Below are 22,598 nucleotides of genomic sequence, written 5' to 3'. Positions count from 1 at the left end.
CCTTTCGTCACGCAAAGAAGAGCATCGCGCGTAGGGCGGGCACCGCCCGCCATGCGACCGGCGACGCGGCTACTCTTCCGCCGCGTCGTAGATCGTGGCCAGCACCGAGGCGGCGGCGGCGTAGAGCTGCACGGGGATGTCGTCGCGCAGGCGCAGCGTGGCGAGCAGGGCGGCGATCTGCGCGTCGTGGTGCAGCGGCACGCCCATCTCGCGGGCGCGCGCCAGCAGCAGTTCCAGCGACTGCGGCGACATCGGCGCGGTTTCCTCGCTGGCACCGGCCAGGCGCAGGCTGACCCGCTTCGGTGGCGGCTGATCGTTCATGCGGTGGCCTTCAGCAGCAGGGCGCTGCTGCCTGGCGGGTGCGGTATGCCCACCTGGCAGCTCAGCTGGTCGAGCAGCACGCCGCAGGCAGCCAGGCGCTGGCGCAGCGGGGTGAACTGGCGCTCCAGTTTCTGCGCAGTCTCGATGCGCTCGGCCCACAGCCGCACCGACAGCCGCGGCTCGTTCAATTGCAGCTCGCCCTGCACCGGGCCCAGCGGGGGCAGGTCCAGCGCGAAACCCAGTGTCCAGCCCTTGCTGCCCTCGGCGCCGTCGGTGCCGAACTCCAGCTTGATCTGCAGCACGTCGTGGCCGCCCTTGCCCAGCAGCGGCACCTCGATGATCCAGGCCGAGGCGGGATGGGCGCTGGCATCGAGCTGCGCCACTTCGATGCGTGCCAGCGCGGCCTTCACGTCGCCGTGCAGGCGGCGCAGCAACTGGGCCACGTCGTCATCGCCGGTCAGCGCCGGCAACGGCAGCGGCAGGCGCGGCTGCGACTGCAGTGCGCGCTGCAGCAAGGGTGGCGCGGCGTCGCCGCGATCCGATGGCGGCGGTGCCGGCGCACGCCGGTCGAGCAGGCTGGCCAGGCGCAGCAAGGCGCCTTTCCAGTCGTCGGCGGGCGGCATCGGCTGGCCGGGGCGCGGTTGCAGCAGTCGTGATTCGAAGAACAGGCCGCTGCGCCGGATCGCCTCGCGCAGGCCGTCGCCGCGGGTGATTTCCGCCGGCGTGCGCAGCGCCTGCTCCAGCACCGCCAGCGCGGTGCGCACGTCGGCCGGCAATTGGCGCAGCGCCGGCCGCTGGGCCAGCGCGGAGAGGGTGGAAAGCAGCGGCGTGTAGCCGTTCTGCTGCGGCAGGCGTTCGCGCAGCATGCGCTGGAAAGTGGGGTCGGCCGCCTGGCTGAGCACCTCCAGTTGCGGCTGCCCGCCCAGGCTCAGCACACGCACCTGGAACTGTGCCGGCAGCTGGCTGTGCGACACGTCCGCCTCCACCGTGAGCGCGCCGATCTGCAACACCAGCAGGCCTTGCGGGTTCACGCCCAGCGGGCGCGCCGCCAGCACCGTGCCGATGCGCCAGCTCTGGGCGGTGGTGCCGGAGGCGGCACCAGCCCAGGTAAGCGCGGCGAGGCTGATCGGTGGGATGTTCAAGCGTAAGTTCCTGCGCCTGGCGCGGATGGGAAAGGCGGCGGTCGCGAAGGTCATCGGCCGCTTGCGGGAATACTTGAGCGCGAGGTTGGCGCGAAAAAAGGCAACCGCCGACCCCACGCTGCCCTTGCAGGAGCCCGCTCGCAGGCGATGCTCTTCCTTCTGCGATTGCCCATTCCCCCTTTCCCATCCTGATTGGTGCTGAAGCTCAGTCTGCGAAAGCCGTTCGTGCTGAGCGTAGCTTGCGTCAGCAAGCGAAGTCGAAGCACCCGCTGCGACGCCCCTTCGACTTCGGCGCTGCGCGCCTACGCTCAGGGTGAACGGAGGATTCTCAACTGAACTTCGACGCTAATCAGGTTCCCCATTTCCCGTTCCCGGCCGAAAGCATTCCTTGCAAGCGAGGTCCTGCAGGAGCGACGCGCGCTAAAGCGAACCGCCCGGCGGCCGATAGAGCAGGCGTCGGCGCACAACGGCGCGAACGGAGTCATCGAAATGGGCGGCAAGCGGGCAGCTAAGAACAAGCAGCCATCGGCGGCGGCCGACGGGGCCGCGGTGGTCTGCCTGCCGGCGGACTGCCGGCTGGCCGTGCAGATGGCGCTGAAGGAACAACTGCGGCAGGTGCTGCAACACGGCGACATCGTGATCGACGCGCAGGCGCTCGAGCGCGTCGACACCGCGGCGTTGCAGTTGCTGGTGCTGTTCCGGCGCGAGCTGGAACACAACGGCGGCGCGCTGGCCTGGCGCGGCACCAACGAGGTCCTGCACGAGGCCGCGGCCCTGCTCGGGCTGGAACAGTCATTGAACCTGCCGACGGCAACGTCGGCCTGACACGAGGTGGCAGCATGGCAAAGATTCTCGCGGTAGACGATTCGGCCTCGATGCGGGGCATGGTGGCCTTCACCCTGCGTGGCGCCGGCCACGAGGTGACCGAAGCGGAGAACGGCCAGCTGGCGCTGGACGCCGCCCGCGGCAACGCGTTCGAGCTGGTGCTGGCGGACGTCAACATGCCGGTGATGGATGGCATCGCGATGGTGCGCCAGCTGCGCGCGCTGGATGCGTACAAGGGCGTGCCGATCCTGATGCTGACCACCGAGTCGCACACCGAGAAAAAAATGGAAGGCAAGGCCGCCGGCGCCACCGGCTGGCTGGTCAAGCCGTTCGACCCGGAACAGCTGCTGGCCACCGTCAAGCGCGTGCTCGGCTGAAGGAATACCGATGGGCGCCGTCGACCTGACCCAGTTCCACAAGACCTTCTTCGAGGAAAGCCTGGAAGGGCTGGACGCCATGGAAGCGGCGTTGCTCGCGCTGGATTCGGGCTCGACCGACCATGAGCTGGTGCACACCATCTTCCGTGCCGCGCACTCGATCAAGGGCGGCGCGGCCACCTTCGGCTTTGCCGAGGTGGCTGCGTTTACCCACGTGGCCGAATCGTTGCTGGAGGAAGTGCGCAGCGAACGTCGCGGCGTGGACGGCGAACTGATCGACCTGCTGCTGCGCTCGGTGGATTGCCTGCGCGCGATGCTCGACCACACCAGCCACGGCCTGCCCGCGGCCGACGCCGACAGCGAGGCGCTGCGCGGCGAACTGGTGCGCCTGGTCAGCGGCGAAGCGGCCCCCGCGCCGGCGGCGGCGACCCCCGCGGCAGCGAGCGTGGACAGCTGGGCGATCCGCTTCGTGGCCTTGCCGCACCTGTTGCAGACCGGCAACGATCCGCTGCGCCTGTTCCGCGAACTGCAGCAACTGGGGCAGCTCGACGTGTGCCGCGCCTTCGTGGTCGACGCGGCGCCGACGCAACTGGCCGAACTCGATCCGGGCCAGTGCTGGCTGGGCTGGGAATTGCGCCTGCATGGTGCCGTGGCGCGCGCCGACGTGGCCGCGGTGTTCGACTGGGTCGAGGGCGACTGCGAGCTGACGATCGAGCCGATCGCCGCCGCGCCCGTTGCGGTCGCGCCGACCCTCGTCGCGCCACCGGTCGCCGCCCCCGCCGCCCCCGCCGCCCCCGCCGCCAGCCCCGCGCCCGCCAGCGCGCCGCGCCCGGTCCGCGAAACGGCGGCCGCAAGCAGCGAGGGCAGCTCGATCCGCGTCGGCATCGACAAGGTCGATGCGCTGATCAACATGATGGGCGAGCTGGTGATCACCCAGTCGATGCTCAGCGACATCGGCGAACATTTCCACCTCTCGCAGCTCGAACGCCTGCGCGAGGGCCTGCTGCAGCTGGAGCGCAACACGCGCGAGCTGCAGGAGAGCGTGATGCGCATCCGCATGCTGCCGATCGGTTCGGTGTTCAACCGCTTCCCGCGGCTGGTGCGCGACCTGGAGCGCAAGCTCGGCAAGCAGGTGAAGCTGGAACTGCACGGCGAGCACACCGAGCTGGACAAGACGGTGCTGGAAAAGATCGGCGATCCGCTGGTGCATCTGGTGCGCAATGCGATCGACCACGGCCTGGAATCGCCGGAGCAGCGCCGCGCCGCCGGCAAGAACGAAACCGGCACCTTGCGGCTGGACGCCTACCACGAAGGCGGCAACATCGTGGTGCAGATCAGCGACGACGGCGCCGGCCTCAACCGCGCCGCCATCGTGGCCAAGGCCGAGCAGCGCGGCCTGATCCGCCCCGGCCAGGAAGTGGACGATGCCGAAGTGGCCGAGCTGATCTTCCAGCCGGGCTTCTCCACCGCCGCGCAGGCCACCGACCTGTCCGGCCGCGGCGTGGGCATGGATGTCGTGCGGCGCAACGTGCGTGACCTCGGCGGCAGCGTCGGCGTGCGCAGCCAGAGCGGCAAGGGCAGCGTGTTCACCATCGCCCTGCCGCTCACGCTGGCCATCATCGACGGCCTGGTCACCGCGGTGGGCGAGGAGCGCTACATCGTGCCGCTGATCTCCATCGTCGAGTCGCTGCGGCTGCGCCCGGAGATGGTGCGCAAGATCGCCGGCGGCGGCGAGGTATTCCATTTCCGCAACGAGTACCTGCCGATCATGCGCCTGCACCGCGCGTTCGGCTGCAACGCGGCGATCACCGAGATCGAGCGCGGCATCGTGGTGGTGGTCGAGGAAGAGGGTCGCCGCGTGGGCCTGCTGGTGGACGACCTGCTCGGCCAGCAACAGGCGGTGGTGAAGTCGCTGGAGGCGCATTACCAGCGCGTGCAGGGCATTTCGGGCGCCACCATCCTCAGTGATGGTTCGGTGGCGCTGATCGTGGATGTGTGTGGCGTGGTGCGGTTGGGGCAGCGCGGCAAGGCGGCGGCCTGAACGTGTATGCCGCGACGGCGCCTGCAAGCGTCCTTCAAGAATGGCGACGACGAACCCGGATGCGTTCGCCGGCGAGTGTTACGGCGCCTCTGCGCGCCACCCCGCGCGGTCATGGTGGCCGGCGGGCCTTCTCTTCGAGGTGTTCGAGATGTTGTCGGCAATACGCGGTTTCTTTGATCGGCTCAGCCTGAACGCACGGCTGGTGCTGGTCGTGTCGGTGGTCGTGCTGGGGCTGTTCGGCCTCACCGTGATGAATGCGCTGCAAAATCGCGCCGGTCAGATGGACGGGCTCCAGAGCCTGTTGCGCAGCCAGATCGAGTCGGCCGTGTCGGTGGCTGCCGCGTTCCACGAGCGCGCGGGCAAGGGCGAGTTCAGCGAGGCGGAGGCGCAGAAGCGCGCGCTCGCCCAGATCCACGACATGCAGTGGAACAAGGGTGCCGGCTACGTCTTCGCATTCGACGACAAGTACACGTTGACCTCGCACCCGGTGATGCTGGACAAGCTTGGCACCAGCGTGCGCGAGATGACCGACCAGAACGGCAAGCCGATCTTCCAGGCGATGCACGCCATCGACATGAAGGACGGCGGCGGGCTGACCTATTACGACTGGCTCAAGCCCAGCAGCAAGAAGATCGTGGGCAAGGTCACCTACTCCGAGCGCTATCAGCCGTGGGGCATGCACTTCGGCGCCGGCGCCTATTTCGACGACATCGATGCGCAGTTCCGCCAGACCCTCGCACTGAACCTGGGCAAGGCGGGATTGCTGGCATTGCTGGTGATCGGGCTGGTGTGGCTGTCGATGCGCAGCATCCGTCGCAGCATCGGCGGCGAGCCGGGTTTCGCGGTGGCCATGGCCACGCGCATCGCCAACGGCGACCTGGGCAAGGACGACGGTGGCAAGACGTTTGCAGCCGGCAGCCTGCTGGCCGAATTGGCCCGCATGCGCGACCGGCTGACCGGCATCGTGGGCGAAGTGCAACATGGTTCGGAGGCGGTGAGCAGTGCAGCGCAGCAGATCGCCAAGGGCAACGACGACCTCAGCCAGCGCACGCAGGAGCAGGCCTCCAGCCTGGAGGAAACCGCCGCCTCGATGGAGGAGATGACCTCCACCGTGAAACAGAACGCCGAGAACGCCAGCTACGCCAACCAGCTTGCCAGCGGCGCGCGCGAGCAGGCCGAGCGCGGCGGCGAGGTGGCCGCGCAGGCGGTGGCGGCGATGGACGAGATCAATGCCTCCAGCCGCAAGATCGCCGACATCGTGGGGCTGATCGACGAGATCGCGTTCCAGACCAACCTGCTGTCGCTCAACGCCGCGGTGGAAGCCGCGCGTGCCGGCGAGCAGGGCCGCGGCTTCGCCGTGGTGGCCAGCGAGGTGCGCAGCCTGTCCCAGCGCAGCGCGGCGGCGGCGAAGGAGATCAAGGGGCTGATCAACGAAAGCGTGCAGCGGGTGCAGGCCGGCAGCGCGCTGGTCGACCAGTCCGGCGCGGCGCTGACCGGCATCGTGGAGAGCGTCAAGAAAGTCACCGACATCGTTGCCGAGATCGCCGCGGCCAGCCACGAGCAGTCCGCCGGCATCGACCAGGTCAACCGCGCCGTGATGCAGATGGACGAGGTCACCCAGCAGAACGCGGCGCTGGTCGAGGAGGCCGCCGCCGCCGCGCGGGCGATGCAGGAACAGGCGCTGGAACTGCAGCGGCAGATGAGGTTCTTCCAGCTCGGCGGCGCACCGTCCGATGCGCAAGCGCCCGTCGCGGCGCCGGAATCGGCACGCGTGGTGGAGCTGCCGCGCAAGGCGGTGGCTCGTGCTGCCGAGCCGGCGCCGCGGCGCGCGGCGGCCGCCGGCGCCTGGACCGAGTTCTGATTCTCCGTTTCGCGGTCCTCCCCGGGCGCTTGCCTGCCAGCGGCCGCCCGATGGCGGGACCGCGCCCGTCTTCCGCACGGCGCGGCAGCAGCGGCCGCGTCCCCTTTCCGCTCAAGTTTCCTGTCGCCGTGCCGACACAGGTGATGGCGGCACGGCGACCGCAATCGCCCATCACGAGGTAGCAGGCTCATGCACGAGAACACCGATGGCGCGGCACCGACGGTGCAGCAGCTGACGTTCAACCTGGCGGGCGAGGAGTACGGCGTCGACATCCTGTCGGTGCGCGAGATCCGCGGCTGGTCGCGCGTGACGCGCATCCCGCAGACGCCCGACCACCTGCTCGGCGTGCTCAACCTGCGCGGCGCGATCGTGCCGATCATGGACCTGCGCCTGCGCTTCGGCCTGGAGCGCGAGAGCTATGGCGACAGCACGGTGGTGATCATCGTGGCGGTCGCCGAGCGGTTGTTCGGCATCGTGGTGGATGCCGTTTCCGACGTGGTCGACATCGACCCGTCCGCGATCAAGCCGGTGCCCGACATGGGCGCCGTCGTGGACACCCGCTACCTGAAAGGTCTGGCCACCCATGTCGAACGCATGGTGATGCTGCTGGACGTGGACAAGCTGATGCGTCCGGAAGACGTGGAAACCCTGGACGCGGCGTTGCCGCATGTCCGCGAAGTCGAAGTTGCCGCCTGAATCGGGGAATGCTCATGAAGATCAAGAAAGTGCTGGCACGTTTCGCCAAGGTGCCCACCCTCACCGTCAAGGCGCGCCTGATCGGCGTGTTCGCTCTGCTCGGCGCGATGCTGGTGGCCGGTGCGGCGATCGGCCTGGGCGTGATGTCCTGGCAGAACGAAGGCATGCGCACGAGTTACGAGGAGGCGATGGTGCCGGCCAGCCTGATGGGCCAGCTGCGCGCCAAGTCGCTGCTGAATTTCATCGTGCTGGGCGAGGCCGCCGGCGCGATCGACAAGCCCAACCAGGTGAAACAGAAGGTCGCCGAGTCCGAGCAGATCCAGAAGGATATCGCGGCGGTCAACAAGCAACTGGCCGCCATTCATCTGAGCCCGGAGGTCGCCAAGAAATACAAGGACTACAACGACACCACGGGGGATTACAGCGATGCGCTGAAGGAGATCTACGACGGCCTCAATTCCAGCGACACCGGCACCGCCGACATGATGGACATGCAGCTGCGCCCGTTGCTGATGATGCGCCAGGACGCACTGGACAAGCTGGTCACCGCGCAGAGCGACGAAGTGCGTGACATCTACCAGTCGCAGGTCAAGCGCTACCGCTTCGTGCAGACCACCACGCTGGCGGCACTGATCGCCGGCCTGCTGCTGGCGCTGTTCGTGGCGGTGCGGCTGATCCGCTCGATCACCGGTGCCTTGCACCATGCGGTGAAGATCGCCGACCAGATCGGTGAGGGCAAACTGGGCCATGACATACGCGTGAACCGCAAGGACGAGTTCGGTCGCCTGCTGCTCGCCTTCCGCAACATGGACCAGCACCTCAGCGAGATCGTAGGCGAAGTGCGGCTTGGCTCGGATGCGGTGAGCACGGCCGCGCAGCAGATCGCCCGCGGCAACGACGACCTCAGCCAGCGCACGCAGGAACAGGCCTCCAGCCTGGAGGAAACCGCTTCGTCGATGGAGGAGATGACTTCCACCGTGAAGCAGAATGCGGAGAACGCCAGCCACGCCAACCAGCTCGCCCGCGGTGCGCGCGAACAGGCCGAGCGCGGCGGTGAAGTGGCCGGCAAGGCGATCGCGGCGATGACCGAGATCGACGCCTCCAGCCGCAAGATCGGCGACATCGTGGGGCTGATCCAGGAGATCGCCTTCCAGACCAACCTGCTGGCGCTCAACGCGGCGGTGGAAGCGGCGCGCGCCGGCGAGCAGGGCCGCGGCTTCGCCGTGGTGGCCACCGAGGTGCGCAGCCTGGCCCAGCGCAGCGCCGGCGCGGCGAAGGAGATCAAGGGCCTGATCAGCGACAGCGAGGAAAAGGTGCGTACCGGTTCCGAGCTGGTCAACCAGTCAGGCAAGGCGCTGGCCGAGATCGTCGACAGCGTGAAGAAAGTCACCGACATCGTGGCCGAGATCGCCGCGGCCAGCCATGAGCAGTCCGCCGGCATCGACCAGGTCAACAACGCCGTGATGCAGATGGACGAAATGACCCAGCAGAACGCCGCGCTGGTCGAGGAAGCCTCGGCCGCTGCCCGCGCGATGCACGAGCAGGCCGACGAACTGGCACGCCAGGTGGCGTTCTTCCAGGTCGCCGACAGCGGCCAGGCGGCGCCGGCCAAGGCGCCGGTCGCGGCCGCCGCCGCGGTGGAGACTGCCGCGGTATTGGCCGCCGTGCGCAAGGCGCAGCCGGCACGCGCGATGGCCGAGGCGGACGCCGCCGCGGCTGGTGCGTGGAAGGAGTTCTGAGCATGAACGCGACGGTCGACATGCCCGTCGCCGAGCTCGCCGGCGGTCCGCGCCTGGGCGACAGCGAGTTCGAGTTCCTGCGCAAGTTCGTCTACACCCACTGCGGCATCTCGCTGGGCGAGCACAAGCGGCAACTGGTGCAGGGGCGGCTGTTCCGTCGCCTGCGCGCGCTTGGCCTGCAGCAGTTCAGCAGCTATTGCGAGCTGCTGCAGCGCGATCCGCAAAGCGAACTGGGCGAACTGGCCAGCGTCATCAGCACCAATGTGACCTCGTTCTTCCGCGAGGTGCACCACTACGACCTGCTGGTTGCCGAGCTGCTGCCGCGCTGGCTGGAAGACAAGCGTCGCAGCGGCGAGCGGCTGCGCATCTGGTCGGCGGGCTGCTCCACCGGCGAGGAGCCCTACGCGCTGGCGATAGTGCTGGCCGAGGCGATCGAGCAGCACGGCGCCAGCGGCGTGGACGCGAAGATCCTCGCCACCGACCTCTCGCCGCAGGCGCTGGAGACCGCGCGCCGCGGCGTCTATCCGCTGGACCGCCTCGGCGGCATCAGCGACGCCCATCGCCGCCGCTGGATGCTGCGCGGCTCGGGCGAGTACGAAGGCCTCGCCAGCGTGCATCCGACGCTGCGCGAGCTGGTCACGATCCAGCCGTTGAACCTGCTGCACGAATGGCCGATGAAGGGCCCGTTCGACGCGATCTTCTGCCGCAACGTGGTGATCTATTTCGACCAGCCGACCAAGCAGCGCCTGTTCCGTCGCTACGCGGAACTGTTGCCGGTCGGCGGCTACCTGTTCCTGGGCCACAGCGAGTCGCTGCACGGCATCAGCGAGGATTTCGAACTGATCGGCCGCACGGTCTACCGGAAACGCGGTTGATGGACGTGCAGCTGGCCGATCGACGCAAGGCGCCCGCGATTTCGGCGGCACCGCCGGGCTTCGAGCACCTGCGGCGCTTCTGGGACCCGGCGCAGGGCTGCATGACGGTCAAGGTGCTGCCCGGCGAGTTCTACGTCAGCGACCAGGAAGAAATGCTCAGCACCGTGCTGGGCTCGTGCGTCTCCGCCTGCATCCACGACGTGCGCCGCGGCATCGGCGGCATGAACCATTTCATGCTGCCCGAACCGGTCGGCGAGCGCGACAACTGGTCCTCCACCGTGGGCCGCGCGGCGCGCTACGGCTCGGACGCGATGGAGCAGCTGATCAACGCGATCCTCAAGGCCGGCGGCCAGCGCGCCGACCTGCGCGTGAAGGTATTCGGCGGCGGCCGCGTGCTGGCGCGCATGAGCGACGTGGGCCAGCGCAACATCGAGTTCGTGCGCCGCTACATCGCGGCGGAGAACCTGGAGCTGGTGGCGTCGGATCTCGGCGACGTGTTTCCGCGCCAGGTGCAGTTCTTCCCGCACAGCGGCCGCGCCCGCGTGCGCCTGCTCCGGCGCAGCGACGACGTGGCGCTGGTGGCCGGCGAGAGCGGTTACCTCAAGCGTTTGGCAAACGATCCGATAAAGGGTGAGGTGGAGCTGTTCTAGTGGCGGCGGCGGGGGCCGGAAGTGGCCGCACTGCTTCCGCCTCCGCGCTCGCGGCTCGTTTCGCACCACCCTCGACAAGACAAGGCAGAGAAGCAGGCAATGACAAGGGTGCGCGTTCTGGTGATCGACGATTCCGCATTGGTGCGCAAGCTGATGTCGACGATGCTTGCCTGCGATCCGGAGATCGAGGTGGTCGGCGCTGCCGCCGACCCGCTGATCGCCCGCGAGAAGATCAAGCAGCTCAACCCCGACGTGCTGACCCTTGACGTGGAGATGCCGCGCATGGACGGCATCACCTTCCTGGAAAACCTGATGCGGCTGCGGCCGATGCCGGTGGTGATGGTGTCGTCGCTGACCGTGGAAGGCGCCGACGTCACCTTGCGCGCGCTGGAAATGGGCGCGGTGGATTTCTTCGCCAAGCCCGACCACGACCTGGCCAGCCGCTTCGGCGAATGCGCGCAGGAGATCTGCGACAAGGTGAAGCTCGCCGCGCGCACCCGCCCGCGCGCGCGGACCACGGTGCGCAAGCTGGACGTGGCGCCGCGCCTGTCCGCCGACGCCGTGCTGCCGCGGGCACAGACCGCCGGCAGCCGCGGCGGCAGTCCGATCATCGCCATCGGCGCCTCCACCGGCGGCACCGAGGCGGTGCGCGTGGTGCTGGAGGCGATGCCGCCGGATGCGCCGCCGATCCTGGTCACCCAGCACATCCCGGCTGCGTTCAGCGGCCCGTTCGCCGCGCGCATGGATCGCTGCTCGGCGATGCGCGTGTGCGAGGCGCAGGATGGCCAGCCGATCCAGTCCGGCCATGCCTACATCGCCCCCGGCAGCCACCACCTGCTGGCGATGTGGGATGGCGCGAAATACGTCTGCCGCCTGCACGACGGCCCGCCGGTGAACCGGCACAAGCCCAGCGTGGACGTGCTGTTCCGTTCGCTGGCCGCCAGCGCGGGCGCGGCCACGCTGGCCGTGCTGCTGACCGGCATGGGCGACGACGGCGCCCGCGGCCTGCTGGAACTGCGCCAGGCCGGTGCCGCCACGCTGGTGCAGGACGAGGCCAGTTCGGTGGTGTGGGGCATGCCCGGTGCTGCCTGGAAACTCGGTGCCGCCGGCGAAATGCTGCCGCTGGACCACATCGCGCCGCGCCTGCTGGCGCTGGCGCGCCAACCGCTAGCCGGCGCCATGCGCGCCTGATCCGGGGATTCGATCATGACTTTCACGCCCTCCCTTCTTGCCGGACGCCCGCTTGCCGGCGTCGCCGCCAGCGCGCTGGCGCTTGGGCTGTCGCTGCTGTGGCATCCGGCCTGGCTGGCGCCGCTGCTGGTGGTGCTGCTGACCGTGGTGTGGATCGTGGAGACCTGCCACCGCGCCGAACCGGCCGCCGAACCGGTACCGGCCATCCATGCCGGGCCGGTGCGCGAGGCGCTGGAAGACGTGCGCGGCGCGCTGGTCGACGAACTCGGCCACGCCAGCCGCGAACTGCACCAGGGCCTGGGCCTGCTGCGCGATGCCGTCTCCGAGCTCGGCGGCGGCTTCGACGGCCTCTCCAACAAGACCGCGCTGCAGCAGTCGCTGCTCAAGCAGATCATCGAGGTGCAGGACGGCGGCGTGTCGATCCAGGATTTCGCCAGCCGCACCGGCGACCTGCTGGAGCATTTCGTCGGCATGATCGTGCAGATGTCGCGCGAGAGCCTGCGCATCGTCTACCGCATCGACGGCATGGCCAAGGAGATGGATGCGGTGTTCGGCCTGCTGAAGAACGTCAACACGATCGCCGAGGAAACCAACCTGCTGGCGCTCAACGCCGCGATCGAGGCGGCGCGCGCGGGCGAATCCGGCCGCGGCTTTGCCGTGGTGGCCGGGGAGATCCGCAACCTGGCCAGCAACTCCAACCAGTTCAACGAACAGATCGGCAGCCACGTCGAACGGGCGCGCGCAGCGATGGAGCAACTGCGCGGCCTGGTCGGCACGATGGCCTCGCAGGATCTCAACGTGGCGCTGTCGGCCAAGGGCGGCATCGACGCGATGATGGCCCACGTCACCGAGAGCGACGCGCGCACCAGCGCGGTGGCCGACCAGGTGGTGGAGATCAACCGCGGCCTGGGCAGCGACGTCTCCACCACGATCCGCTCGCTGCAGTTCGAGGACATCCTGAGCCAGCTGATCACGCAGACCCGCGCGCGGCTGGTGGAACTGCAGGAAATCACCGCCGATTGCACCCGCGACATCGAAGAGCTGGCCTGCGCGTCGATGGACGCCGAGGCGCTGGACGAGCGCGCACGGCGCGTGCGTTCACGCCTCGCGGTACAACGCGAAAAGGCGCGCCTGCGCTCGCGCGGCCCGGCCCTGCAAAGCAGCATGGACGCCGGCGAAATCGAACTTTTCTGAGGATTGGCCATGATTGTTCACCACGACAGCGAAAGCGATTGCCTCAGCCTGCAACTGGGCGAGCGCTTCGATTTCAGCATCCACCGCGAGTTCCACGACGCCTGCCTCGGCGCCGGCCGCGTGGCACGCAGCTACCTGATCGATCTGGCCGAAGTCACCCACATGGACAGCTCCGCGCTGGGCATGCTGTTGCTGCTGCGCGAACACGCCGGCGCGGACCACGCGGACATCCGCATCGTCAACGCCGGCACCGAACTGCGCGGCACCCTGCGCGTGGCGGGTTTCGACAAGCTGTTTGTGTTGCATTGAGGGGCAAGGGATCAGCTTCAAGAGAGCCCTGTCCCCCCACGGCATTTCCCGCAGGGGCCCGCTCGCGGGCGATGCCTTTGCGAGTCCCCGCGCTGATCCCCAATCCGGACAAGAGAGCATCGCCCGCGAGCCGGTTCCTACGGGACTCACACAGTAAAAAGGCTCCCGAGGGAGCCTTTTTTGCTGTTGATGGAAACCGGCAGGTTTACCAGGAGCGCACCTTCACCACGCTGGCGGTGAAGCTGGCGATGTTGCGCTCGTAATGGAACAGGCGGCCGAGGTCGAACGACACCGACTGGCCCGGGGTGATGTTGGAGGTGCCGGCCGGCCAGGCCTGCTTGGACTGCAGGACGTTGCCCGCGTCGTCCTTCAGCTCGATGCGGATCTGCGCCGCCGACGGCGTGGCGCAGCTGTTCACCAGTTGGCCGCGCAGGCTCAGCTTGCCGGCCAGGCCGCTGGCGGCCGACGGGGTGAACTCGGTGATGGCGAAATCCTTGACGGTGCACTCGGCGTGGACCGCCATCGGCGCCAGCAACAAAGCGGTGGTCATGAGCAGAGTTTTCATGGGTCGATGCATCCCCTGGGGTTTTGTGGTGAGTACTACCGTGTTCGGCCGGCGCGGGAAAATCTTTAGCCCCGCGCCCCATCGCCGCCGGAGCGGGACGGCGGGACAGGGCCCGGCAGGGGGCGCCGCGGCAGTGCGGGCGGGCGCGGATCAGGTCGTCAGCGGGGTCGAACGGGCGTCACAGCCACTTGTTGCGCTTCAGGGCCGCGTAGATGCCGCCCACCACGCCGGCCATCACCACGATGATCGCCGGGTATGCCCACGGCTGACCCAGCTCGGGCATGTGCTGGAAGTTCATGCCGTACCAGCTGGTGAGCAGGGTCGGCGCGGCCAGCATGGCGGCCCAGCCGGCGAGTTTCTTCATCACCTCGTTCTGGCCGAAGGTGACCAGCGAGAGGTTGACGTTGATCGCGGCGGTGAGCATTTCGCGCATTGCGCTGATCGATTCGTTGACGCGGAACACGTGGTCGTAGACGTCGCGGAAGTAGGGCCGCAGCTCGTCGGGGATCAGACCCTGGTGCAGCCGCACCAGCTGGCTGGTGATGTCCTGCAGCGGGGCCACGGCCAGACGAAGCGTCATCAGGTCGCGCTGCATGTCGTAGAGCCGGTGCACCGTGCTGCGCTTGAAGGTCTCGGCGAAGATGTCCTGCTCGAGCAGGCCCAGCTCTTCGCGGAAGTCGCGCACGATCGGCAGCAGGTTGTCGACGATCAGGTCGAGCACGCCGTAGAGACCATAGCTGGGTCCGTTGGCGAGCAGCTCGGGCACGTTCTCGCAGGCACGCCGCGCCGGGGCGTACGACAGCGAGGCACCGTGGCGCACAGTGACCAGGTAGCGCGCGCCGAGGAAGATCTGCGTCTCGCCGAACTTCAGCTCGGCCTCGATCAGCTGCGCGGTCTGCACCACCAGGAACAGGGAGTCGCCGTAGGTCTCGATCTTGGTGCGCTGGTGGGCGGTGTGCGCGTCCTCGATTGCCAGGTCATGCAGGCAGAACTCCTCCTGCAGTTTTTCCAGCAGCGGCTCGTCCGGCTCGTGCAGGCCGACCCAGACGAAGGTGTCCGGCGCTGCCAGCACGTCGCTGATGGCGTCCAGGCTGATTTCGCCGAGGCGCGTGCCGTCGCGTTGGTAGGCGATGCAGTTGACCACCATCGGTTCGGCAACGGGCGCAAGTGCAGCAGGCGATGGCGAGGTCGGGAGCATGCCCCATGATGCCGTGCCCGTCGTGGCGGGGCAACGCGCGCGGGGTCAGCGGTTGCGGCGCAGGCCCCACGCCAGCGCCAGCCAGCACGGCAGCGCGAACAGCAGCCACGGCTGGTTCTGCTGCACCGTGCCGGGCAGCAGGTGCAGCGCGAGCGCGGCGAGCATGGCCAGCAACTGCAGCACGATCAGGCCGTCGACGAAGCGCGAGGCGGCGAAGCCGCGACGCGTGCGCCACAGCGTGGGCAGCAGCAGCCACGCCAACGGATTGAACAGCAGCAGGTTGGCGTTGGCCCAGGCGGAGTGGTGCGTGGTCAGCGTCCACAGGCCCAGCAACACCACGCCGACAAGACCGGCCAGCAGCAGGAACAGCGTGCCGAGCAGGGCATGGCCGAGCGGCCACCACAGCCGCGTGGCCAGCAGCAACGCACCCAGCAGCAGGCCCGCCGCGCCCAATGGCATGCGCAGGTCGGGCGGCGAGGCCGGCGGCGGAACGAGGCGGTTGGGCGACACCACGCGCTCGTCCTTTACCAGCGGTCGGCTGTCGCCGCCCGGCCCGGTGATCTGCACGTGGCGCAATTGCGTTTGCAGGACGGCGGGCAGGAAACTCTCCTGCCACGCCGTCAACGGCTGGTCGGCGTAGGGCCCCAGGCCCAGGTCCAGCATCAGCATCAGCCAGGGTTGCGCGCTCATCAGCCGCACCGTCTGCTGGCGATAGGTGAATTCGCCAGCACGCGCCTGCAACTGGCTTTTCACGGCGCCGTCGAGTGCGCGATCGAAGGCGTCGCGCACGCGGGTGGTGCAGTTGTCGGCGTAGTAGTCGTAGTCGTAGACGGCGTTCTGCGGGCGCAGGTTCCACAGCAGGTCGTCGCGCAGGCGGGCGGCCTGGTCGGCGTCCAGCGCCAGCCGTTGGCGTGTCACCGAGCGGCCGACTTCGGCGTAGTAGGCCTCCTCCGGCGCGCTGGCTTCGGCGTCCATCATGTAATGCATGCGGCCGCGCGCGAAGTTGAGGAGAAAGTTCTTTTCCTCGAAGTCGAACACGCCGTAGTTGAAATTGACCGACTCGCCCGAGACCCGATCGCGCACCTCGATGGCGTCGTGGCCGAAGCGCTCCCAGTAGATGTCGCCGGGGCCGTAGGTCACCAGCGACACCTCGAGGTCGGTGCCGGGCGCCTCGGCGATGCCGGCGTGCGCCGGTGCCAGTGCGGTGAGCACGAGCAGGGCGAACATGACGGCGATTCGGCGGAGCGGGTCCATGCGCCGGATCAGGAGGCCAGCAGGCCGGGTTGCCGGACCACGCGGAACTGCTGCACGCGGCGGTCGTCCGCCGCGGTGACGTGGAACAGGTAGTCGCCCATCGCGACTTCTTCGCCGACCTCGGGCAGGTGGCCGAATTCGGCGGTGACCATGCCGCCGACGGTGTCGTATTCCTCGTCGGGGAAGCCGGCGCCGGTCTGCTCGTTGAAATCCTCGATCGGGGTCAGCGCGCTCACCAGCCAGTCGCCGCCGGGCTGTTCGTGCATCAGCTCGGGTTCTTCCTCGTCGTCGTGCTCGTCGTCGATCTCGCCGACGATCTCCTCCAGCACGTCCTCGATGGTCACCAGGCCGGCGACGCCGCCGTATTCATTGACCACCAGCGCCATGTGGTTGCGGCTGAGGCGGAACTCCTCCAGCAGCACGTTGAGCCGCATCGACTCGGGGATCAGCACGGCCGGGCGCAGGATCGAGCGGATGTCGAAGTGTTCGGTCGCGCCGAAGTACTTCAGCAGATCCTTGGCCAGCAGGATGCCGAGGATCTCGTCCTTGTCCTCGCCGTGCACGGGGAAGCGCGAGTGGCCGGATTCGACCACGGTGGCCAGCAGGTCGGACAGGGAAGAGTCCGCCGCGAGCATCACGATCTGCGCGCGCGGCACCATGACGTCGTCGACATCCAGCTCGGTGACCTTGATCGCCCCCTCGACCATGGTGAGGGTGTCGACGGAGAGCAGGCCGTTGCTCTGCGCGGCGCGCAACTCCTCAAGCAACTCGTTGCGGTTGCGCGGCTCGCCGGAAAACAGGTGGCCCAGTCGATCCCACCAGGTGCGGTGGGCCGGGCCGCTGGTACTGCCAGGGTCGTCGTTCATCACTCGTTGAAAATCAGCCCGGACGCGGGCGGAAGCTTGATTCTAGCGGAAAAATCCATCCCGGCCCGGCAGGGGCGCACGGTATGCGCGATCGCCCGGGGGCCGCGCAGGGCGGGCACGGCCCGTCATCGTCGTACGGCGAAATGGCGGCGGGCCGGGTCCGCCCTGCAGCATTCAGGTGTACGGGTCGGCGATCCCGAGGCCGGCCAGGATGCGTGTTTCCAGCGCTTCCATGGCCTCGGCCTCGGTCTCCACGATGTGGTCGTAGCCGAGCAGGTGCAGCACGCCGTGTACCGTGAGATGGGCCCAGTGGTCGCGCGGCAATTTGCCCTGTTCGGCGGCCTCGCGCAGCACCACCGGCGCGCAGATCGCCAGATCCCCGATCAGCGGCAGCACCACGCCGGGCGGCAGCTCGGCGGGGAACGACAGCACATTGGTGGCGTAGTCCTTGCCGCGGTAGTCGCGGTTGAGCGTACGGCCCTCTGCGGCATCGACGATGCGGATGGAAAGCTCGGCCGGCTTGCGCCGTTTGGCTCCGCGCAAGGCCGCCTCGACCCAGCGGCGGAAGCTGGCCGGTGCGGGCAGGCCGGCACGCGGCACGGCGTAGCCGAGGTGGACAAGGGTGGGAATAGGGAATAGGGAATGGGGAATGGCAAGAGCGGGGCGAGGCATGTCTGGGCGTCCGAAGCGGAGATTGAGAGTCAGTGCTTTTCCCTATTCTCTATTCCCGATTCCCCATTCCCTGCTTCCTCGAACGCCTCGTAGGCGCGCACGATCTTGGCCACCAGCGGATGGCGCACCACGTCGCGCGAGGTGAAGAAGGTGAAGCTGATGCCGGCCACGCCGCGCAGCACTTCGATCGCCTGGCGCAATCCGGAGCGCGTGTTGCGCGGCAGGTCGACCTGGGTGACGTCGCCGGTGATCACCGCCACCGTGCCGAAGCCGATCCGGGTGAGGAACATCTTCATCTGCTCGACCGTGGTGTTCTGCGCCTCGTCGAGGATCACGTAGGAATCGTTCAAGGTGCGCCCGCGCATGTACGCCAGCGGCGCGATCTCGATCACGTTGCGCTCGATCAGCTTGGCCACCTTCTCGAAGCCGAGCATCTCGTACAGCGCGTCGTACAGCGGACGCAGGTAGGGATCGACCTTCTGTGACAGATCGCCGGGCAGGAAGCCCAGCTTCTCGCCGGCCTCCACCGCCGGGCGCACCAGGATCAGCCGCTGCACCCGGTTCGCCTCCAGCGCCTCGACCGCGCTGGCCACGGCCAGGTAGGTCTTGCCGGTGCCGGCCGGGCCCACGCCGAAGTTGATGTCGTGGCTGGCGATGGCGTGCAGGTAGCGCGCCTGGTTCGGGCCGCGGCCCTTGATCACGCCGCGCTTGACCTTGATGACCACTTCCTGGGCGCCTTCGGCGGCCGACTCGGTGATCGCGTCGATGCCCGATTCGGCCAGATGCAGGTTGATCTTCGCGCCGGTCAGCGCCTCGCCGGCGGTGCTGGCGTACAGCGCGCGCAGCACATTTTCGGCGGCGCGCGCCGGCGGGTTCTCGCCGATCACCTGGAAGATGCTGCCGCGGTGGTTGATCTCCACGCCGAGGCGCAGCTCGATCTGGCGCAGGTGCTCGTCGAACGGCCCGCACAGGTTGGCGAGGCGGGCGTTGTCGTCGGGGTCGAGGGTGAAGTCGCGCTGGTTGAGTTCGCTCATAGGGGCGCGAGCGTAGCGCGCAGGCGCCGGAAGGACCATGCCGGTGGCGGTCGGCGCTGATGGGTTTGCAAATAATTAAACGATGAATTAATTTAGGCTCATGACTATTTCAGGCAAACGCGCAAAACCGCCGCGCCGCGCCGGACGCCCCAGCGGCGACGAGCAGGATCTGCGCCGGCATCTGCTGGATGCGGCGTTGGGGCAGTTCGCGCGCACAGGCATCGCCGCCACCTCGTTGCGGGCAATCGCCACCGAGGCGGGCGTTACCCCGGCGATGCTGCATTACTACTTCGGCGACAAGGCGCGGCTGCTGCATGCCGTGATCGACGAGCGCCTGCTGCCGGCGCTGGCGCCGCTGCGCGCGCAGCTGGAGCACGCCGGCGGTGACCCGGTCGCGTTGACCGAAGCATTCGTGCGCGGGATCAGCGACGTCGTGGCAAGCCATCCCTGGCTGCCGCCGCTGTGGGTGCGCGAAGTGCTGTGCGAGGGCGGTGCGCTGCGTGAGGTACTGTTCGACCGCGCCGTGCCGGGCGTGCCGCAGCTGCTGGCGCAACGCTTCGCCGCGGCGCAGGCAAATGGACGGCTGAACCCGGCGCTGGACCCACGCCTGCTGGTCGTCTCGCTGGTCGGCCTGACCCTGTTCCCTGCTGCCGGTGCGCCGATCTGGCGACGCGCATTCGATGCCGAGTCACTCGGCCCCGAGACCATGCTTCAACACACGCTGGCCTTGCTGGGGCAGGGCGTCGGCACGACGAAACGTGGAGAACCCGCATGAAGTTCACGACCGTGATCTGCCAGTCGCTGGCGGCGCTGGTGCTCGTCGTTCCCGCTGGTTGCAGCAAGCGGGTGCCGCAGGCGCTGGGTACGCTCGAGTTCGACCGCATCACGCTGCCGGCGCCGGCCGCCGAGCGCATCGTGGCGATCGACGTGCGCGAGGGCGAGCAGGTCAGGGCGGGCCAGCCGCTGCTGCAACTGGACCCCGCGCATACCCGCGCCCAGCTCGCAGCGGCCCAGGCCCAGCTGGAGCAGCAACGCGAACTCCTGGCCGAACTCCAGGCCGGGCCGCGCCGCGAGGACATCGCCAAGGCTCGCGCGAATCTGGCCGCGGTGCAGGCGCAGGCACGCGAGGCGCGGGCTTATTACGCGCGGCTGGCGTCCCTGAAAGGCAATGGTTACGTGGCCGCGGCCGATCTCGACCGCGCCCGCGCCGCGGCGGGCAACGCCGAGGGTCAGACATCGGCCGCACGCGCAGCGCTCGACGAGTTGTTGCACGGCACGCGTCCGGAGCAGCTCGCCCAGGCGCAAGCCGCGGTCGCGGCGGCGGAGGCGCAAATGAGCGCGCAGCAGGTGCTGCTGGGCAAGCTGGCCGTCGTGGCGCCGCGCGCCGGGCGCATCGACGCTCTGCCGTACCGGCTGGGCGACCAGGCGCCGGTCGGCGCGCCGCTGGCGATCCTGCTGGCCGGCGACGCGCCGTACGCGCGCATCTACGTGCCGGTGCAGCAGCGCGCAGGCATGCACGTCGGCGACGCCATCGACGTGTTCGTGGCCGACCGCGAAAAACCTTATGCCGGCAAGCTGCGCATGATCCGCAGCGAACCGGATTTCACCCCGTATTACGCACTGATCGGCGACGACGCGGCGCGGCTCAGCTACCTCGCCGAAGTCGCGCTGGGTGCGGACGCGGCGGAACTGCCCGCCGGCCTGCCGGTGCGCGTCGAGTTCCGCGGACCGGCGAAATGAATGCCGGCGCCGAAGGCGTGGCGATCCGCGCCCGCGGTTTGACCCGGCGCTTCGGCAAGCTGGTGGCGGTCGATCACGTCGACCTCGACGTGCCGGCGCGGCGCGTCTACGGCTTCCTCGGGCCGAACGGCTCGGGCAAGTCCACCACCATCCGCATGCTGTGCGGCTTGCTCACGCCAAGCGAGGGCGAGATCGAGGTGCTCGGCCTGAAGATTCCGGCGCAGGCCGACGAATTGCGTTCGCACATCGGCTACATGACACAGAAGTTCTCGCTGTTCGAGGACCTCGGCGTGCGCGAGAACCTGGAGTTCCTCGCCGCCATCCAAGGCGTGCCGAAGACGAAGACGAAACGCCGCGTCGACGAGCTGATCGAGCAATACCACTTCGGCGATCGCCAGCGGCAACTGGCCGGCACCCTCAGTGGCGGCCAGAAGCAGCGCCTGGCGCTGGCCTGTGCGGTGCTGCACGAGCCGCAATTGCTGTTTCTCGACGAGCCGACCAGCGCGGTCGACCCGGAATCGCGCCGCGATTTCTGGGAAAAACTCTTCGAGCTGGCCGATGCCGGCACCACGCTGCTGGTCTCCACCCACCTGATGGACGAGGCCGAGCGCTGCCACCGGTTGGCCATCCTCGACCGCGGCGCACTGGTCGCCGACGGCACGCCGCGCGAGCTGACCGCGCAACTGGAAGGGCGCACCTTCACCGTCGAAACGGACGACCCGCGGGCCGCCCAGCGCGCGCTCGCCGGCGTGGCGGGCGTGCTCGGCGTGGCCCAGGTCGGCAACATCCTGCGCGTGCTGACCGACGCCGACGGCGCCACGCCGGACATGGACAAGGCGCTGGCGACGACGGGGCACCAGGCCGCGCTGACGGCGACGCCGCCGAATCTCGAAGACGTGTTCGTCGCCGCCACGCGCCGCGACGCGGAGCGCGCCGCATGAACGGGCGGCGGCTGTGGGCGATCGTGGTCAAGGAGCTGCGCCAGCTGCGCCGCGACCGCATCACGCTGGCGATGGTGGTGGGCATCCCGGTGATCCAGCTGGTGCTGTTCGGCTACGCGATCAACACCAACCTGCGCGGACTCGACGCGGGCATCGTCGACCAGGCGAACACCGCCGGTTCGCGCGCATTGGTGATGGACATGCTCGCCACCGGCGTGGTGGCGCCGGTGGCGCAGGCGGACACGCCGCAGGAGCTGATGGCGATGATCCGCCGCGGGCAGGTCGGCATCGGCATCGTGGTGCCGCCGGATTTCGAGCGCCGCCGCATCGACGGCCGGGCGGTGGCGCAGATCCTGGTCGACGGCAGCGATACGGCGGTGCAGGCCGCCGCCGCGCAACTGATGCAGGTGCCGATCGACAGCGCCGCACCCGACATGCGCGCGCCGGCCACCAGCACGCCGGTCGGCGGGCGGATCAGCATGGTCGCCTTCTACAACCCGCAGCGGCGCTCGGCGGTCAACATCGTGCCCGGCCTGATCGGCGTGATCCTGACCATGACGATGGTGCTGTTCACCGCCATCACGATCGTGCGCGAACGCGAGCGCGGCAACATGGAGCTGCTGATCGCCACGCCGCTGACCAGCTCGGAGCTCATGATCGGCAAGGTGCTGCCGTACGTGGCGATCGGCCTGGTGCAGACCAGCGTGATCCTGGCGCTCGGCACGTGGCTGTTCGCGGTGCCGATCCTGGGCAGCGTGCTCGACGTGTACCTGGCGTCGGGCCTGCTGATCCTCGCCAACCTTGCATTGGGCCTGCTGATCTCGACGCGTGCGCAGTCGCAGTTCCAGGCGATGCAGATGACGTTCTTCGTGTTCCTGCCGTCGATCCTGCTGTCGGGCTTCATGTTCCCGTTCGCCGGCATGCCGAAGCTGGTGCAGTGGCTCGCGGAAGTCTTGCCGCTGACCCATTTCCTGCGCCTGATCCGTGGCGTGATGCTGCGCGGCGCGGGCTTGTGGGAGATGTGGCTCGACGTGCTGGCGCTGGCGGTGTTCACGCTGGCGATGATGGCGCTGGCGATATTGCGCTTCCGCAAGCGGCTGGACTGAC

At 68.7% G+C, this 22,598-nt stretch carries 23 protein-coding genes; 15 read left to right on the top strand and 8 right to left on the bottom strand.

Annotated features, from left to right (window positions below; all coding sequences use genetic code 11):
• Positions 1 to 69 precede the first annotated feature (69 nt).
• Positions 70 to 321 (bottom strand): EscU/YscU/HrcU family type III secretion system export apparatus switch protein, encoded by a 252-nt coding sequence (locus tag ACVCL9_RS09275; RefSeq protein WP_395119797.1) that lies wholly within the window; start codon positions 319 to 321, stop codon positions 70 to 72.
• The gene (gene fliK / locus ACVCL9_RS09270; protein ID WP_447098345.1) at positions 318 to 1,463 is read right to left on the bottom strand and encodes a flagellar hook-length control protein FliK; all 1,146 of its coding nucleotides are present in this window, start codon (positions 1,461 to 1,463) and stop codon (positions 318 to 320) included. Before fliK ends, ACVCL9_RS09275 begins: the two co-directional genes overlap by 4 nt.
• A 489-nt stretch (positions 1,464 to 1,952) precedes the next feature.
• Here fliK and ACVCL9_RS09265 point away from each other — a divergent pair, with 489 nt between their 5' ends.
• The 11 genes from ACVCL9_RS09265 to ACVCL9_RS09215 all read left to right on the top strand — a co-directional run bounded on the left by ACVCL9_RS09265 (position 1,953) and on the right by ACVCL9_RS09215 (position 13,221).
• Positions 1,953 to 2,288 (top strand): STAS domain-containing protein, encoded by a 336-nt coding sequence (locus ACVCL9_RS09265; protein ID WP_447098346.1) that lies wholly within the window; start codon positions 1,953 to 1,955, stop codon positions 2,286 to 2,288.
• 14 nt (positions 2,289 to 2,302) lie between these two features.
• A complete protein-coding gene (locus ACVCL9_RS09260; RefSeq protein WP_136257427.1) occupies positions 2,303 to 2,665 on the top strand; it encodes a response regulator in 363 nt (120 codons plus the stop codon).
• 10 nt (positions 2,666 to 2,675) lie between these two features.
• On the top strand, positions 2,676 to 4,706 hold the full coding sequence (locus ACVCL9_RS09255; RefSeq protein ID WP_447098347.1) for a chemotaxis protein CheA: 2,031 nt from the start codon (positions 2,676 to 2,678) through the stop codon (positions 4,704 to 4,706).
• Positions 4,707 to 4,854: 148 nt separating this feature from the next.
• A complete protein-coding gene (locus ACVCL9_RS09250; protein ID WP_447098348.1) occupies positions 4,855 to 6,567 on the top strand; it encodes a methyl-accepting chemotaxis protein in 1,713 nt (570 codons plus the stop codon).
• Between the two features lie 189 nt (positions 6,568 to 6,756).
• The gene (locus ACVCL9_RS09245) at positions 6,757 to 7,263 is read left to right on the top strand and encodes a chemotaxis protein CheW (RefSeq protein WP_136257424.1); all 507 of its coding nucleotides are present in this window, start codon (positions 6,757 to 6,759) and stop codon (positions 7,261 to 7,263) included.
• Between the two features lie 14 nt (positions 7,264 to 7,277).
• A complete protein-coding gene (locus ACVCL9_RS09240; protein WP_395119792.1) occupies positions 7,278 to 9,002 on the top strand; it encodes a methyl-accepting chemotaxis protein in 1,725 nt (574 codons plus the stop codon).
• A gap of 2 nt (positions 9,003 to 9,004) precedes the next feature.
• Positions 9,005 to 9,877, top strand: coding sequence for a CheR family methyltransferase (locus tag ACVCL9_RS09235; protein ID WP_447098349.1), 873 nt, complete (start codon positions 9,005 to 9,007; stop codon positions 9,875 to 9,877).
• Positions 9,877 to 10,527 (top strand): chemoreceptor glutamine deamidase CheD, encoded by a 651-nt coding sequence (cheD, locus tag ACVCL9_RS09230; RefSeq protein WP_395119790.1) that lies wholly within the window; start codon positions 9,877 to 9,879, stop codon positions 10,525 to 10,527. The genes ACVCL9_RS09235 and cheD overlap by 1 nt, the downstream gene beginning before the upstream one ends.
• Positions 10,528 to 10,626: 99 nt before the next feature.
• The gene (locus ACVCL9_RS09225; RefSeq protein WP_395119789.1) at positions 10,627 to 11,718 is read left to right on the top strand and encodes a protein-glutamate methylesterase/protein-glutamine glutaminase; all 1,092 of its coding nucleotides are present in this window, start codon (positions 10,627 to 10,629) and stop codon (positions 11,716 to 11,718) included.
• Positions 11,719 to 11,733: 15 nt separating this feature from the next.
• The gene (locus ACVCL9_RS09220; RefSeq protein ID WP_395119788.1) at positions 11,734 to 12,912 is read left to right on the top strand and encodes a methyl-accepting chemotaxis protein; all 1,179 of its coding nucleotides are present in this window, start codon (positions 11,734 to 11,736) and stop codon (positions 12,910 to 12,912) included.
• 9 nt (positions 12,913 to 12,921) lie between these two features.
• The gene (locus ACVCL9_RS09215) at positions 12,922 to 13,221 is read left to right on the top strand and encodes an STAS domain-containing protein (RefSeq protein ID WP_395119787.1); all 300 of its coding nucleotides are present in this window, start codon (positions 12,922 to 12,924) and stop codon (positions 13,219 to 13,221) included.
• Positions 13,222 to 13,426: 205 nt separating this feature from the next.
• Here the strand turns inward: ACVCL9_RS09215 and ACVCL9_RS09210 are convergent, their stop codons facing one another.
• The 6 genes from ACVCL9_RS09210 to ACVCL9_RS09185 all read right to left on the bottom strand — a co-directional run bounded on the left by ACVCL9_RS09210 (position 13,427) and on the right by ACVCL9_RS09185 (position 18,810).
• Positions 13,427 to 13,786 (bottom strand): hypothetical protein, encoded by a 360-nt coding sequence (locus ACVCL9_RS09210; RefSeq protein ID WP_395119786.1) that lies wholly within the window; start codon positions 13,784 to 13,786, stop codon positions 13,427 to 13,429.
• A gap of 178 nt (positions 13,787 to 13,964) precedes the next feature.
• On the bottom strand, positions 13,965 to 14,984 hold the full coding sequence (locus ACVCL9_RS09205) for a magnesium and cobalt transport protein CorA (protein ID WP_395119785.1): 1,020 nt from the start codon (positions 14,982 to 14,984) through the stop codon (positions 13,965 to 13,967).
• A 45-nt stretch (positions 14,985 to 15,029) separates the two neighbouring features.
• On the bottom strand, positions 15,030 to 16,211 hold the full coding sequence (locus tag ACVCL9_RS09200; RefSeq protein ID WP_447098350.1) for a lipoprotein N-acyltransferase Lnb domain-containing protein: 1,182 nt from the start codon (positions 16,209 to 16,211) through the stop codon (positions 15,030 to 15,032).
• 35 nt (positions 16,212 to 16,246) lie between these two features.
• The gene (locus tag ACVCL9_RS09195) at positions 16,247 to 17,104 is read right to left on the bottom strand and encodes an HlyC/CorC family transporter (protein ID WP_395119783.1); all 858 of its coding nucleotides are present in this window, start codon (positions 17,102 to 17,104) and stop codon (positions 16,247 to 16,249) included.
• 174 nt (positions 17,105 to 17,278) lie between these two features.
• On the bottom strand, positions 17,279 to 17,776 hold the full coding sequence (gene ybeY / locus ACVCL9_RS09190; RefSeq protein ID WP_447098351.1) for an rRNA maturation RNase YbeY: 498 nt from the start codon (positions 17,774 to 17,776) through the stop codon (positions 17,279 to 17,281).
• A gap of 29 nt (positions 17,777 to 17,805) precedes the next feature.
• The gene (locus ACVCL9_RS09185) at positions 17,806 to 18,810 is read right to left on the bottom strand and encodes a PhoH family protein (RefSeq protein ID WP_447098352.1); all 1,005 of its coding nucleotides are present in this window, start codon (positions 18,808 to 18,810) and stop codon (positions 17,806 to 17,808) included.
• Between the two features lie 100 nt (positions 18,811 to 18,910).
• On the opposite strand from ACVCL9_RS09185, the gene ACVCL9_RS09180 reads away from it, so the two are divergent.
• From ACVCL9_RS09180 to ACVCL9_RS09165, 4 genes are read left to right on the top strand one after another with little or no spacing between them, the layout of a single operon-like run.
• On the top strand, positions 18,911 to 19,585 hold the full coding sequence (locus ACVCL9_RS09180) for a TetR/AcrR family transcriptional regulator (protein ID WP_447098353.1): 675 nt from the start codon (positions 18,911 to 18,913) through the stop codon (positions 19,583 to 19,585).
• A complete protein-coding gene (locus ACVCL9_RS09175) occupies positions 19,582 to 20,550 on the top strand; it encodes an HlyD family secretion protein (protein WP_447098354.1) in 969 nt (322 codons plus the stop codon). Before ACVCL9_RS09180 ends, ACVCL9_RS09175 begins: the two co-directional genes overlap by 4 nt.
• A complete protein-coding gene (locus ACVCL9_RS09170; protein WP_395119778.1) occupies positions 20,547 to 21,491 on the top strand; it encodes an ABC transporter ATP-binding protein in 945 nt (314 codons plus the stop codon). The genes ACVCL9_RS09175 and ACVCL9_RS09170 overlap by 4 nt, the downstream gene beginning before the upstream one ends.
• Positions 21,488 to 22,597, top strand: a complete 1,110-nt coding sequence (locus ACVCL9_RS09165; protein ID WP_447098355.1) for an ABC transporter permease — start codon at positions 21,488 to 21,490, stop codon at positions 22,595 to 22,597. The genes ACVCL9_RS09170 and ACVCL9_RS09165 overlap by 4 nt, the downstream gene beginning before the upstream one ends.
• Position 22,598: the final 1 nt, after the last annotated feature.

Source organism: Rhodanobacter sp. UC4438_H5, assembly GCF_052978405.1.
This window is presented reverse-complemented; position numbering and strand designations above follow the sequence as displayed.

What these genes read in the sequence shown, in the direction of transcription:
- ACVCL9_RS09195 (WP_395119783.1), bottom strand. Translation starts at nt 17,104, where the DNA reads ATGAACGACGACCCTGGCAGTACCAGCGGCCCGGCCCACCGCACCTGG.
- ybeY (WP_447098351.1), bottom strand. Translation starts at nt 17,776, where the DNA reads ATGCCTCGCCCCGCTCTTGCCATTCCCCATTCCCTATTCCCTATTCCC.
- ACVCL9_RS09175 (WP_447098354.1), top strand. Translation starts at nt 19,582, where the DNA reads ATGAAGTTCACGACCGTGATCTGCCAGTCGCTGGCGGCGCTGGTGCTC.
- ACVCL9_RS09200 (WP_447098350.1), bottom strand. Translation starts at nt 16,211, where the DNA reads ATGTTCGCCCTGCTCGTGCTCACCGCACTGGCACCGGCGCACGCCGGC.
- ACVCL9_RS09255 (WP_447098347.1), top strand. Translation starts at nt 2,676, where the DNA reads ATGGGCGCCGTCGACCTGACCCAGTTCCACAAGACCTTCTTCGAGGAA.
- ACVCL9_RS09180 (WP_447098353.1), top strand. Translation starts at nt 18,911, where the DNA reads ATGACTATTTCAGGCAAACGCGCAAAACCGCCGCGCCGCGCCGGACGC.
- ACVCL9_RS09165 (WP_447098355.1), top strand. Translation starts at nt 21,488, where the DNA reads ATGAACGGGCGGCGGCTGTGGGCGATCGTGGTCAAGGAGCTGCGCCAG.
- ACVCL9_RS09240 (WP_395119792.1), top strand. Translation starts at nt 7,278, where the DNA reads ATGAAGATCAAGAAAGTGCTGGCACGTTTCGCCAAGGTGCCCACCCTC.
- ACVCL9_RS09235 (WP_447098349.1), top strand. Translation starts at nt 9,005, where the DNA reads ATGAACGCGACGGTCGACATGCCCGTCGCCGAGCTCGCCGGCGGTCCG.
- ACVCL9_RS09250 (WP_447098348.1), top strand. Translation starts at nt 4,855, where the DNA reads ATGTTGTCGGCAATACGCGGTTTCTTTGATCGGCTCAGCCTGAACGCA.
- ACVCL9_RS09210 (WP_395119786.1), bottom strand. Translation starts at nt 13,786, where the DNA reads ATGAAAACTCTGCTCATGACCACCGCTTTGTTGCTGGCGCCGATGGCG.
- cheD (WP_395119790.1), top strand. Translation starts at nt 9,877, where the DNA reads ATGGACGTGCAGCTGGCCGATCGACGCAAGGCGCCCGCGATTTCGGCG.
- ACVCL9_RS09245 (WP_136257424.1), top strand. Translation starts at nt 6,757, where the DNA reads ATGCACGAGAACACCGATGGCGCGGCACCGACGGTGCAGCAGCTGACG.
- ACVCL9_RS09205 (WP_395119785.1), bottom strand. Translation starts at nt 14,984, where the DNA reads ATGCTCCCGACCTCGCCATCGCCTGCTGCACTTGCGCCCGTTGCCGAA.
- ACVCL9_RS09220 (WP_395119788.1), top strand. Translation starts at nt 11,734, where the DNA reads ATGACTTTCACGCCCTCCCTTCTTGCCGGACGCCCGCTTGCCGGCGTC.
- ACVCL9_RS09265 (WP_447098346.1), top strand. Translation starts at nt 1,953, where the DNA reads ATGGGCGGCAAGCGGGCAGCTAAGAACAAGCAGCCATCGGCGGCGGCC.
- ACVCL9_RS09215 (WP_395119787.1), top strand. Translation starts at nt 12,922, where the DNA reads ATGATTGTTCACCACGACAGCGAAAGCGATTGCCTCAGCCTGCAACTG.
- ACVCL9_RS09185 (WP_447098352.1), bottom strand. Translation starts at nt 18,810, where the DNA reads ATGAGCGAACTCAACCAGCGCGACTTCACCCTCGACCCCGACGACAAC.
- ACVCL9_RS09170 (WP_395119778.1), top strand. Translation starts at nt 20,547, where the DNA reads ATGAATGCCGGCGCCGAAGGCGTGGCGATCCGCGCCCGCGGTTTGACC.
- ACVCL9_RS09260 (WP_136257427.1), top strand. Translation starts at nt 2,303, where the DNA reads ATGGCAAAGATTCTCGCGGTAGACGATTCGGCCTCGATGCGGGGCATG.
- ACVCL9_RS09225 (WP_395119789.1), top strand. Translation starts at nt 10,627, where the DNA reads ATGACAAGGGTGCGCGTTCTGGTGATCGACGATTCCGCATTGGTGCGC.
- ACVCL9_RS09275 (WP_395119797.1), bottom strand. Translation starts at nt 321, where the DNA reads ATGAACGATCAGCCGCCACCGAAGCGGGTCAGCCTGCGCCTGGCCGGT.